Raw genomic sequence first — 12,661 nt, forward strand, 5'->3', positions numbered from 1 at the left:
CGGACTGCCCCACCGGGCAAACGCGCTCCCGCAGCAAACTGCAATGAAGATCTCGTCAGCCATCGATTGGCGCTGCGTCGAGGAATACCGCGCTAACAGGCTCGAATATCGATCCCCAACTGGCCACCTCACCGACAACAGCCTCGCGGTCACGACCGGCATAGTCGGGCGGCGCCGCCGACAATCCTGGCACCTCCCCGACGAAGAAGGCAGCGGTCTCGGCCGTTAGCGACAGCTGAGCGCCGGGATGCGGCCACATAACGAGATTCAGGCTGAACAGCTGATTGTCTGCACGCGGAACAGAACTCCCGACGGACCACGCAGTCAGTGCTCTATTCCGAACTGGCCCACGCCAGCTCAGCTCACGGACTCCGTGAGCAACGAGAACTCCCGTGGTCGCCTCCTGAAGCTGAAGTGCTTGCCGGAGCTCAAACAAGATTCCGGCGATCCCCGCGATCACGTCGAAACGGACGTCAAGGACCTGAGCCTCTTGCAGCGCGTCATCCTCGGTCAAGGGGTCCATCTCCGGAAGCGAGGCGTGCTTCCGGAGATCAGGATCCAGGCCAAGGAGATCATCGATCTTCATTGCGACAGAGGAATGTGAGCGAACGGATCTGAGTTCGGGACTGTTTGCCCCGTCAACGGGTTGACGGTCTGCCCGGAAGCGTTCATGTAGACCGCATACCCCCGTGGATATTGGTACTTGCCTGAAGTCACGGGATCCATGATACGGACGCTGGCGACTCTCTCCGAGATCTCGGGCGTTCCTCGCGGGATGGCGTACTCCATCCCCTTTCCCGTATGCGTCAAAGTACCGATCGCACCCTGTGGGACCGCCGGCAACTTGAAGCCGCCGACCCGCAAGACCTGAGGTGTCTTGAGTTCGCTTCCCACAGCAACACGACCCGCGAGGGCGGCGGCCCATTGACCACCAGCTTCGGTTGCTGCAAGTCCCTCGGCGGTTCTCACTCCGATGCCGACGGCCTCGCCGCCACCTGAGAAGCCTAGGGCCGTTAGTGCGAGGCCCGTCTTGCAGTTCTGCAAGTTCGTGGAGTAGTCGCCCTCCGTGTTGACTACGGCCGCACATGCCTTAGCGGTATCAACCACGGGATCGACGAAGAGTTCGTCGCCGACCTTTTGCTGGATCGGCTTGCCGCCTCCGAACCAACCCGCAATCTTCGCTCCAAGTGACGAACCATCTCCACCGTCCCCTGACAGGCTCATGGTGAACGGGTTGTAGCTGCTCGTGACAGAGACGCTGGAGATGACTGAGCCGTACTGGTTAAGGGCGTTCTGGTATTGCTGGTTGGACCAGGCTGTGGTTTCGGTGGTCAGGTCTCCTTGAGCCCCCACGACGGTCGCCGGAGTGGTGGGATCGCCTGGGCAGAGTGGGTTGCCGGTCGCGCAGACCGGATTGCCTGGAGGAGGTTGCTTGTTGGTTTTGGCATCCTGCTCCAGTTGGTCCTTTTCCTTCTTGATCTTCTTGTTGAGCTGGCACTGGGCGTCGCACACCGGCGGGGGTGGTGGCTTGGGCCCGCAATGCGTCTTGCAGATTGTGGGCGGCGTTGGACCACAGTTCCTCTTGCAACCGCCGAGGTCGCCACCACCACCGCCACCACCGCCACCACCGCCGTCAGTGGGCTTCACCGGTGGCTTGACCGGAGGCTTCGGACAGGTATTGGTCAGTGTGCATGGTTTGACGCAGATCATCACCTGGATCGGAATCTCCGGACCCTTGAATCCGATCGTTTTCATGTAGCAATTCCCGCCACCGCCTGGGTCCTTGGAACTGTGGCCGTCGGGGTCGTTGTTGGTGAGGGGATTGCCGCCGGCGTAGGCGTAGAGGTTGAGGACGGAGCTGGCTGCGCCGGCGGCGGTGGTGACTGAGTCCTCGGAGTTGAAGGTGCCGGTTCCGGGGTTGTACCAGCGGGCCCCCTCGTTTACGTCGCCGGAGCGGGGGTCGGTCCAGTCGCCTTGGTAGCCGACTCGGTATTTCAGGCCGGTGGCGCTGGTGGAGTTGCCGAAGGGGTCGTAGGTGCGGGAGTCGGACAGGCCGGCGGACAGGGTGGTGTCGGTGGGGTCGAAGCCGGCGAAGACATCGCCGTGGCGGTCGGCCAGGACGAGGCGTTTGGTGGTGTCGTAACCGACCGACAGCAGGCCGTCGGATGCTGAGCGGCCGAAGAACTGGGTGCCGTCGGACACTGGCTCGTCGCTGAAGCCGTCGTAGCGCATCCGGGCGGTGCCGGCCTGGACGGGGCGGTCGAGAGCGTCATAGGTGAAGTCGCGGGCCGAGCGGGTGATCATCCGGTCGAACGCGTCGAAGGAGAACGCTTCGGTCGTCGTTGTGCCGGCCGTGGTTGTTGCCTGGGTGAGCAGGGCTCCGCGGGGTGAGTAGGTGTAGGTGGAGGTGCCGTCGTCCAGCAGCCTGTTGCGCTCGTCGTACGACGCGAGCTTGGTGCCGACCTTGGTGCGGTTGGAGTTGGCGTCCCACCCGTAGGTTGTGGTGGTTGTTCCCTTCGTCCAGGAGGTGAGTCGGCCGAGTTGGTCGTAGGCGTAGGTGTTGTTTCCGGCGCCCGCGACGCCGGTGGTGTTCTTGGAGGTGATGTTGTTGTCGGCGTCGTACCCGTACGTGATCGACGACACGGTGGTCCCAGGCGTCGTGCCGGCCTTGAGTACGTCGGAGTTCATCCGCCCGTACGCGTCGTACCCGATGGTCCGCACCCGCGAGGAACCGTAGTCGATGGTGGACAGCTGACCGGCGGCGTTGTAGCCGAGGGTCTGCAGGACACGGGTGACTGGATCGGTGACGGTTGTGGGGCGGCCGTTCGTGTAGGTGAAGTCGGCCGTTCCAGCGGCGTCGATGCGCTGCGTCAACTGTCCGTCGGGGTCGTAGCCCTGGGTCGACGTGCCGGACGGGCCGTCGGCGCGCAGGAGCATGCCGCGGTCGTTGTAGCTGTAGGTATTGACGCCATCCAGCGCGCTCGAGGTCGCGAGTCGTCCGTCGAGGTCGTAGGTCAGGTTGCGGGTCGTGGTCGGCGCCTCCGCGTTGGCACCGGTCTCGGTCTGAAGCCGCCCGGCCGCGTCGAACGTACGGGTCCGCTGGACTCCGCCCGGGGACAGCAGCGACACGGCGTTCCCGGCCGCGTCGTACGACGCCGTCCAGGTCCGATCGGCCGGCGCCGGATGAGCCGTGGTCGACGGCTCGATGACCTTCTCCGGCAACCCCAGAACGTTCACCGTGTACGTGGTCGAGTTGCCGCGACCATCGGTGTAGCGGGTCCGGTTGCCCGCCGCGTCGTATCCGTAAGAAACGCCCACCTGATCGGTGGCCGACACCGGATCCACCTGCGCGATCAGCCGGCCGAGAGCGTCGTAGGTGTACGTCGATGCGCGGTTCCCCGACGCGGGCGTCGACGAGACCAGATCGCCGTCCAGGTCATACCCGAGCGCGGTCGTCCCGAGCGCGACGTTCGACGCATTCAGCGTCTTCGAAGAGACCAGCTGCCCAGCCTTGTCGTACGCCGCGACGCTGCTCCGGTTCATCCCGTCGGTCGAAACCACCTGCCGGCCCGCGTAGTCGTAGCCCAGCTGCGTGACCACGTTGTTCGGATCCGTGGACTGGGTCAGCTGACCGAGCGAGTCGTAGCTGCTCAGCGCAACCGCGCCAGATGGCGACTGCGCGCTCGTGACGTTGTCCATGTCGTCGTAGGTCAACCGGGTGACGAAGTTCCCCGCGGTCGGCTTTCGCTCGACATCGGTCGACGTCACGACCCGATCGAGGTCGTCGTAGGTGTACTTCTTGACCGCGCCCAGCGGATCCGTGGTCGACTCGACATCGCCGTTCGGGGTGTAGGTGATCTTGGTGACCGCCCGCTCGTCGTTCGTCGTGCCCAGGGCGTCGACCTGCACCTGCTGGTTCAGGTGGTCGTAGGTGAAGTTGGTCGCGTTGCCGCGCTCGTCGATCTGCTGCAGCAGGTTCCCGACCGCATCGTAGCTGAAGCTGGTCTTCGGCGTCACCGCGCTGCCGCCCGGCGGCGTGTACGATGGCGCACTCACCTCAACCGTGCGACCGAGGTTGTCGAAGCTCGACTTCGTCACGTTCCCGAGTGCGTCCTTCGACGAGGTCGCCTGACCGAACGCGCCGTACCCGACCATCGCAGTCGGCTGCACGTCAGCCGGCGTACCGCCGTCGTGCTCGGCCTTCACCTTCGGAGCGACCGTCTTGATGAGACGTCCGATCTCGTCGTTCACGTACGTCGTCGTGAAGTCCGTCTTCACCGCGCCGCTGGCGTTGCCGCGCGGAGTCGTCATCGACGTCTCCAGCCCCCGCTGGTCGTAGGTCCACGACGTCGTCATCGCACCCGACGTGTTCTGCACGGTCTGCGACACCCGCCGCCCGGCCGCGTCGAACACGAAGTCGGTCACGTCGGTAACCGTCGTCGGCCCGGCCAGGAGCGCATTGGACCAGCCGCCCGTGTCCTGCTCCTGGGTGACGTTACCCGCGAGGTCGTGGGTGTAGGTCGTCGTGCGCTTCAACCCAGCCGGATCGACGATCTGGGTCGCCACCCGTCCCACGGCATCAATCGTGTACTTGGTGATCGACTTGAGGTTGTCCGTGTCCGCCTCGATGCGGTTCCCGGCGCCGTCGTAGGTGTCCTGCTCCAGCACGTAAGGGCGCGTGGACCCGTCGGGGTTGTGGAAACCCTCGAGCTTCTTGGTTTTCAGCGTGTCGTCGAGGTTGTAGTCGTACGTGACCAGTCGGCCCATCGCGTCGACCTCGGCGCGTTTCCGCCCGGCGTCGTCGTATTGCGTCTTCGACCGGACCGCGTAATCGATCCCCTCGCGCGGACCGTCGACCGGTGGGTTGTCCGGATCGGCCGGGAGGTTCATGTCCCAGACCTCGGTCAGCATGTTCAGATCGGAGTACTTGTACTCGAACCGGTTGCCGTTCGCATCTTCCGACCAGGTCCGGTTACCTTGATCGTCGTACCCCTGCTGCGACTCCTTGCCATCGGCATCAACTGTCGACGCCAGCCGGTTCCGGTCGTCGTAGGTCATCGTCGTGACCCGCGGATCATCCGTGGTCTTCAGATCTCGCGCGGTCGTCTTGTTGACGTTGCCGTCGGCGTCGTATTCCAGCTCCGCCTTCTGCTGGTGCTGATCCCCCGTCACGGCGTCGGTGGTCACCGGGCCGGTGATCGCAGCGACACGTGACATGTTGTCGTAGTCGTACGACGTCGTCACGCCACTTGGATAGGTGTCTGAGATCTGGGTCTCGGTCTTCTTCCGGCCGATCTCGTCATAGGTGTACTTCATCACCAGCCCCGACGGGGCCGTCGTCTGCACCAGATCGCCGTACTGGTCATACAGGTACTGCGTCACCGCCGTCGTCGACGCGTTCACCTTGACCGTCTGCGTCTTCAACAGACCCGGCGGCATCACCGTCCCGTCCGGACCGGTCTGCTGACCATCGGTATAGGAGTACGTCTTCAAGCCACCGTCCGGGCTGAACTCCGACGCCACATCGCCGGAAACAGTCAAGTTCCGATTGACCTTGTACGTGTTGTCTGTCGGCCCCGAGGAACGACCGTCCCGGGTCTCCCAGATCTTGTCCCACCGCGGATCCAGCGCCGGCCACGCCGTGTTCGCGAAATAGGTCGTGTACGCCGTGTGGCAGTCGGTCCCGGCACCGTTCGCATCGGAGCCGCGGCAGGTCTTCGTCGACGTCACGTTGCCGCGATCGTCGTACGTCATGCTGACCTCGCCACCCACCTCACTGGTGACCTTCGTCAGCTGACCGGTCTTGTCATGGGTGTAGCTACGAATCGCGTACCCGTCGCCGGTGTCCCAGTTTTGTGTGGTGCCTGCCGTCGGAGGCTGAGCCGTATCCTCGCCGACCGGCCGACCGGTGCGTAGCAGTGCGCCGTTGAGTGCGTCGTACTCATAGGCGTAGTCGGTGTTGTTGGGTGCAGTCACATGGACGGTGCGAAGTGAAGGAGCCCGCAACATGCCGCCTCCGAGCACGGTCTGCGGCGTGCCGACCGTCCAGGCACCTCCGTTTTCGTCGACGTACCGCTGGACCCGGTCGCTGGCCGGGTTGTACTCGACCTCTGCAGTTGTACGGCCGCCCGCCGACGTGATCGACGACAGCTGATCCGCAGCGCTGCGACCCTGCTGGTAGTGCGCGACAACGTCCCTGGTGGTCAGCGGATGCGAGTACAGCGCGACCTCGTCGATCTGACCCGTGAAGTGCGTCAGCGCCTGCGTCCCGTACGACGGCCACGCGGTCGGTGCCGCCGCAACCGCCGAGCCGATCTCGTTCACCACGAACTGCGCGTGGTCTACAACGCTCTGCGTGATCGTCCCGATCGCGGCGCCGTCCAGATACAGCGACTGTCGTGTGCCCATCGAGCTCAGAACGACGTGGTGCCACTGATTGTCGTTCACCAGAGCCGACGAGGACATCGGCGCCGCCGAGCCGTGCCAGAACTGACCACGCAGCTTGCCGTCGGCCCCGACGTACAACACCGGCATGCCGCCGGTCGTCGTACTGCCCAGCCTCTCCTTCTGATAGCCGAGCAGCGGCTGACTGGTCCCACCGCTCGTCTTGAACCACATCTCGACGGCCTCGTCGCGGCTGCGGGTCGCCAGACCATTCGGCAATGAGACCCACGAGTTGCCCGTGAACGAGACCGACTTGTCCGCGTCGCCGACGCCGGCCAACGGACTGCTCTGGTTGTACTGGACGTTCGCATAGGTACCGAAAGCGTCGTTCCGTGCGATGTCGATCTCGTTCGTCGCGTCGTCGTCGCTGCCGTCGTCGGACATCCGGAAGTAGCCGTCTGGCTTGCTGTCGAGAACCGCGCTGCGGTAGTGCGAGCCTTGCGCGGAGCCGTAGGTCGTGCACTTCTGCTCCGCGTCGCACGACTTCGTCAACACGTCGTTGGAGTACTCATACGTCCACGTCAGCGGTGTGCCGTTGACCGGCTGGGTGCTGACCGACGCGACATGCTTGTTGTCGGCGGTCCAGGTGAAGGTCAGCTTGCGGCCCGCACCGTTGAGACTCGCCGCCGACTCCAATGTGCCGTCCGCGCGATAGGCCAGCGCCAGCGGTGGGCCCTGAGTGCCGGAGATCTTGCTCAGCTTGCCGGTGCCCTGGGCGAACTCGTATGTCGTGCCCGGCGCGATCTGCAGTGTCCACGGCCCGGTGGCGGAAGTTGCCGTCAGCACCGACTTGGTTCCGCGCGGCGCCGCGAAAGTCCCGTCCGCGTTGGCCCCGAACCGTACCTGGCGACCGTCCGGATACGTCACCAGCGCGTTGCCGTCGTTCTCGATGATCAGCCGCATGTCGTAGCGACTGGTCCACCCGGCGCCGAACAGGCCGTCGCGCCGCGGATCGAGGCTGTTGTAGGTCCGCGAGACATTCAGCTCCGGGCCAGCGACAGGTACGACGATGTCGAGTGCCGAGGCGGTGTAGTTGCCGACCGCCGGGTCGTACGGCTTGTCCTGGGACTTGCCGTCGTTGTTGGCGATATGACCGGTGATCGCCGGCTGGGAAACGTCGGTGAACATCGTGATCGGCTCGCCGATCGTGTGCTGCCCGTCGTTGTCCTGGACATAGATCTGCCACTGGTACTCGCGGTTCCAGGCGAGCTTCCCCGCAGGCACCACCCACGTCTTCGACGACGAGTACGCGCCGCTGAAGAAGCATCCGACGAGCGGGTTGTCGTCGACGACCTCACACACCCGGAAGCTGTACTGGAGTGTGCTCGGCGGGGCATCCGGGTCGATCCCCGCCGCCCAGACCTGAGGCGTCAGCGTGTTCGCCTCCGCACCGTTCAACGGCCACACGTTGGCCAGATCCACCACAGGTGGAACGTTCTGGATCGTGATCAGCCGCGCGGCCGGTATGACACCCCAATCGGTGTACCAGCGATTGACCGTCGTATCTCGATGCACCATCGAGAACTCGATCTGATAGTCGACCCCGTCCGCCGACCCCGGCAACGCGCCGACGGCGACATCCAGGTTGATCTTGCCGCCATGGGGCACCGACGTAGTCACCGGTGTTGTCAGCACCGCCCAGTTCTGCAGCTTGTTGTCCTTGTAGATCCGGTAGCTCATGTAGTCGTTGCCCGGCTGCCACGTGAACCCGCCGAGGTTCGTGATCGTCATCGGGAACTTGCCGGCTTTGTCCTGCGTGACATAGTCCGCCGACGGCTGCGCCCGGAAGGCGTACGCCGCGTGGTACGGCGAATGCGTGACCGCCAGCTTCGGGGGGTTCGCGGTGCTGATGCCCGCGAGCTTCTTCCACGAATAACGGTCGGTGCGCTGGTTCGCGAACAGCGCGAACCCGAAGTTCGACCGTTGTCCGTCGACGAGACTCTGCAGCCAGGACACGCCCGCTGAGTTGAACGGGAGCGCGTCGTACATCGGCTGGCACGCCGTTGTACCCGTCGTGTTCGACACGTAGCCGCGGGAGAAGCTCTTCGAGGCGACCACCGATGGCGTCGTCTGCGGACCCGGATACTTCAAGCTCGGTAACGGCGTCGACTGCCAGCCGGCCATCACGCCGTACACATCCAGGCCGCGCGACGAGCAGGTGTCGGCCTGGTAGTTGTAGACCTCCAGCTGCGCAGCGACGATCGTGTCGTACCGGAAGGCATCCACCAAGCTCGGGAACGACAGCAGCGACGTGTACGCGTTCCATCCGCTGGTTGACGAGCAGTTCGTCGTACCCGCCGCCGGACGGCACCCGACCTGCAGATCGCTAGCACCACTGATCGAGCCGTCCACGCCTGCGCTCACCGCGTAGTTCGGCGTCACCCGGTCCGTCGGAATGACCGTGGGGTCGATCCGTACCGGGAACACGCGCGCCGGGTCATCGAGCCACGCGCTGTCCGCGGTGACCTTCAGCGCCTGCCGGCCGTCGACCGTGACGAGCTCGTAGGTGACAGCGCTCGAGGTCGCCTGCACCTCGACGGTGTTCGAATCCTCCATCGTGCCGGCGGGGATCCGAGCACGCTCGGTGCCGTGTTCATCGGTCAGGACGACGTCGCGACCCACCAGCGACGCAGTCAGGTTGTCGCTCAGGTCGAGCGGGAACACGAACGAGCGAGGCGCCGTCGCAGACTTGAGAACCAGCGTCTCCTTGATACCGCGCGGCTGCGAGTCCAACTCCAGATCCGTACTCGACAAGGCGTCCGGGAAGACCACCTTGCTGCCTGCCATCTGGCCGTCGACGGCCGCTGCGCCGGCAACACCCCAAGCGATGTTGTGGTCGTCGCCCAGCTGGACGCCCGCGACCGGATCCGCGTTCGCCTGAGCCGCGATCCAGGAGTAGATCTCGGTCGAGATCGTCTCCCAGCCGCCACCGTCCCGCGGCTGCAGGTTCGCGTCGATCTCCGCCCATGAACCATCGGGTTTCTGGAAGTTCAGCGGCGCAGGAGACAGCATGCTGGTCTCGGTACCGTCCGCGTTCGCGAAGGTCTGCGAGAACCGATCCCGCTTCTCCGGCAGCTCACGACTTGTCTGCTTGTCGAACCCCTTCACCGCAGTCGACGTCGATGGCAAGGCCTTCACCGGCTTCGGAGCCGGTTGCTCCGCCGCGGCATTCGCAGGCTTCGCCGCCGTCACCGGGAACATGTCACGCAACGACGGCGGCTGCACCTTGTTCAGACGCGGCGGGAGCGGCGCAGGCAGCTTCCCGGCGCCGACACGCTGCGCCGGAGCTTTCGCCTGGCCCTTTCCCGACATCGCCGCCGGAGGGATCGGTGGCGGCGTACCAGCGGCAGCTGCCGACGTGACCGGCAGGCCCGGCCCAACACCTGCCAGTGGCACCGCCAACGCCACGAAGATCGCCGCCAACTTCGCGATGCGACCGCGACGACGACGTGCACGAGAAGACAGCCCGGACACGGCCATGAAGATCCCCCTGGGGCGTGGATGACCTGATCTGGACTCTGGGGTCCCCCGACCCCACCAGCGCCGAACGGGAAAGTATCAGTCACCAATGCATCCCGGCCACAAAACTGCAGCAACCTGCAACTTCCCGAAATCCTGTAACGCCGCACCACCCCGGCACACCTCGCCGACTCCTTCGGCCGACGTCGATGCGGCGAGTTCGGATTACGGCTGCGGCATGGCCCAGGTGCGGATCGTGGCCGCGAGTGCGAGTGCTGCGATGCGGCCGACTTCTGGCCACCGTGGATCGGCCATGTAGACGCTTGCGCTCACGTCGCCATGTTCGGCCAGCAAGGCGTCCAGGAGTTGCCCGAGACTCCGAAGCCGCTCGATCTCATCTCCCGCTACGAGCACGGTCCCTATCGACTCCGCCGGATCAGGCAGGACGGCGGCATCGTCGTACAGGACGTGAACGTGGTAGCCGAAATCGTCGTACTGCCCGGGCTGGAATCCCTCCCCGCGGATCCATGCCCGTTCCTGATACTCGACGTCAGACAAGACAGCAAGCGAGTCCAGCACATCGCGCCGCATCCGCGGATACCGCACCACATCCATTTCCGACTCCAACAGTTCTCCTCGGCCCCGACCTGGGCCGGATCGAGTAGAGCATGAGTTCAGAAGATGAGTCGTCTGAGGGTGAAGGTACTGGGGAGCTCGCCGGTGTCGTAGTAGTGCGCGAACACGTCGGCTGCCTCCGCGGCGGAGAACACCTCGGATGGGGACACCCGTGCCTCGTGGCCATCCCATGGAATCACGACTTCGTCCGGCGATGCCGACGCCTCGCTTGGCATTCGACCCACGACGTAGTGACCCCACCCTGACTGTTCTGCGCGACGAATCTCGACGGTCATACCGTCTGCTGAGCCAGCCACCTGGACATACTCCTGCGACCAGGTAGCCAGATTGACTCGGTCGAACGGAACCCCTGCGGGGAGCCTCCAGAGGCTCAGCGAGTACCGAACAGTCCCGTCGAGAAGCTCAAGCCGCTGCTCGATCAGCTCGCGTGGCGACAGGTCCGGATCCTTGACTTCGCCATGAAACCGGCCGTTAAGTGTCAGCGCATGGGTGACCTGCTTCACGGGACCCTCACTAGCGTGGTGGATGTGATCGATATAGGGACGCCGTCAAGGCTCGAGGATGCTCCACCAGCCCCATCGTGGGACAGCCCACGCTACGCACACAGACCGCCCAGAGTTCCGAGAACCGACGACGAGGTCGAGCGTCCTCATCCGATTGCTACTCCGACACCTGCGCCAGCCACCCCTGCCACTCCCAGCCGCTGCTCGGTGCGCCTAGTTTTAGACCAGGATCTCGGAGCGGTCAGCGCGAGGTAATCCGTGCAGCACCACCTCCGACCCGGAAACCACCTCGGAAACGCCCGTTGAAACACAATCGATGAATTCTGGGCCGGCAGAAAGGATGTCCAGATTAGATATCGAAAACCTCACCGAGCGGCGTTCCGGGGCGCAACACACGGACGAGGCAATCGCGATGGACAACAAATTCCTGCTTAGCGTCAGTGTCTCTTCGCGACAACGTGAGTAAGAGATAGTCATCTCCTGATGTCATCGTTCCGCTGCATATCGCGTCAGTATAAGTAACCTCTTCGGCCACCCGTCATCCTCCTTGAAGGTCGCACCAACGCGGTTCGCGGTCTGCCTTTCAACCCAGCCGGTCCACAGAATATTCGATGCCGACACCATCGGCTCTCCTGAACATTCTGGTGGCGGTCAGATCAGTCGCCCAGGAAGCGCAACCGCGAGCTGGTGCCCGTGCCGCCCTCGTCGCACAGACCGGCGAGCTTCTCCAAGAAGGTCCCAACACGCACTGGCACCCGAGGTATGAGGTGCCGAACCTCACCTGCCAGTGCGCCAAGCTCCTCCTTCTCGAACACCACATCCCCGTAAGGGTCCACACGCCTCAGCATCGGGAACCCGCCGCCGTCTTCGTCGTCCAAGGAGGCCTCGATGTCGTCCCACCACTCCTCAGCCCCGTCGACCAGCCGGCCGTCCACCCAAAGCTCAATCCTGATAGCCATCGCGGTCATCTCTTGGAGTTGGGACATCCACACCAAGCCGCGTCAACCGATCGGCCATATGGAACCGCCAGTTCGTCCAGGCCGGCGCGAGCAGCTCTGGTTGCTTGGTGGCTGTCAATTCGTACGGAAGGTCTCTACGTCGCTCCACTCCCATTGCAAGCGGTTGGCGGCTTCTTCGCTTTCGAAATAGTCGATCATTCCGCATCGGCGCCTGCAGGCACATCGATCGCCACATGCCGATCGCCACTCTACTCGAACAGCAGTCCCGATTGAGAGATCCTTGCGTCGATTTCTGCTTTGTCGTCTTGATCTGCTCGGCTGTCGCCTCCACAGACAGAGCTCTCAGAGCTCGGTTCCGCGACGGCTTGACGAGTGCAATCACGTAGTCCTCAGCGGAGATCCGAACCGTGTCGCGCAGGCCAAGGCCGTAAGCACGGAACGGAATGCAGCACAGCATGGCGTCGCCGCCAGTCGTCTTACTGAGCCACACCTGCTCGACCTGTCCGTCGAACTCAAAGGGCGCAAGACCAATCCGCGCAATGTAGTTGCACTCGCTGCGGAGAGCGGGCTCAGGATGCACGATGAAGCTCAGCGCGTCCACCGCAGTACCTTAGCGCCTCGGATCGCGGTCGGAGGGTCGAGTGCCCGGGTCTGCTGCGT

The 12,661-nt window shown here is 64.2% G+C and carries 6 protein-coding genes; all 6 read right to left on the reverse strand.

Annotation, left to right across the window (positions count from 1 at the left end; genetic code table 11):
- Positions 1 to 55: 55 nt before the first annotated feature.
- The 6 genes from AB0J62_RS02095 to AB0J62_RS02120 all read right to left on the reverse strand — a co-directional run bounded on the left by AB0J62_RS02095 (position 56) and on the right by AB0J62_RS02120 (position 12,602).
- On the reverse strand, positions 56 to 586 hold the full coding sequence (locus AB0J62_RS02095) for a hypothetical protein (protein WP_363863232.1): 531 nt from the start codon (positions 584 to 586) through the stop codon (positions 56 to 58).
- The gene (locus AB0J62_RS02100) at positions 583 to 9,924 is read right to left on the reverse strand and encodes an RHS repeat-associated core domain-containing protein (RefSeq protein ID WP_363863235.1); all 9,342 of its coding nucleotides are present in this window, start codon (positions 9,922 to 9,924) and stop codon (positions 583 to 585) included. Before AB0J62_RS02100 ends, AB0J62_RS02095 begins: the two co-directional genes overlap by 4 nt.
- 204 nt (positions 9,925 to 10,128) lie before the next feature.
- Positions 10,129 to 10,518 (reverse strand): hypothetical protein, encoded by a 390-nt coding sequence (locus AB0J62_RS02105; protein WP_363863238.1) that lies wholly within the window; start codon positions 10,516 to 10,518, stop codon positions 10,129 to 10,131.
- Positions 10,519 to 10,577: 59 nt separating this feature from the next.
- Complete coding sequence (locus AB0J62_RS02110; RefSeq protein ID WP_363863241.1) at positions 10,578 to 11,042, reverse strand: hypothetical protein; 465 nt, start codon at positions 11,040 to 11,042, stop codon at positions 10,578 to 10,580.
- 656 nt (positions 11,043 to 11,698) lie between these two features.
- On the reverse strand, positions 11,699 to 12,001 hold the full coding sequence (locus AB0J62_RS02115) for a hypothetical protein (protein ID WP_363863244.1): 303 nt from the start codon (positions 11,999 to 12,001) through the stop codon (positions 11,699 to 11,701).
- Positions 11,985 to 12,602: a hypothetical protein gene (locus tag AB0J62_RS02120; protein WP_363863247.1), complete on the reverse strand. Its 618-nt coding sequence runs from the start codon at positions 12,600 to 12,602 to the stop codon at positions 11,985 to 11,987. The genes AB0J62_RS02115 and AB0J62_RS02120 overlap by 17 nt, the downstream gene beginning before the upstream one ends.
- Positions 12,603 to 12,661: the final 59 nt, after the last annotated feature.

The organism is Kribbella sp. NPDC049584 (assembly GCF_040675555.1).
Classification (GTDB): domain Bacteria; phylum Actinomycetota; class Actinomycetes; order Propionibacteriales; family Kribbellaceae; genus Kribbella.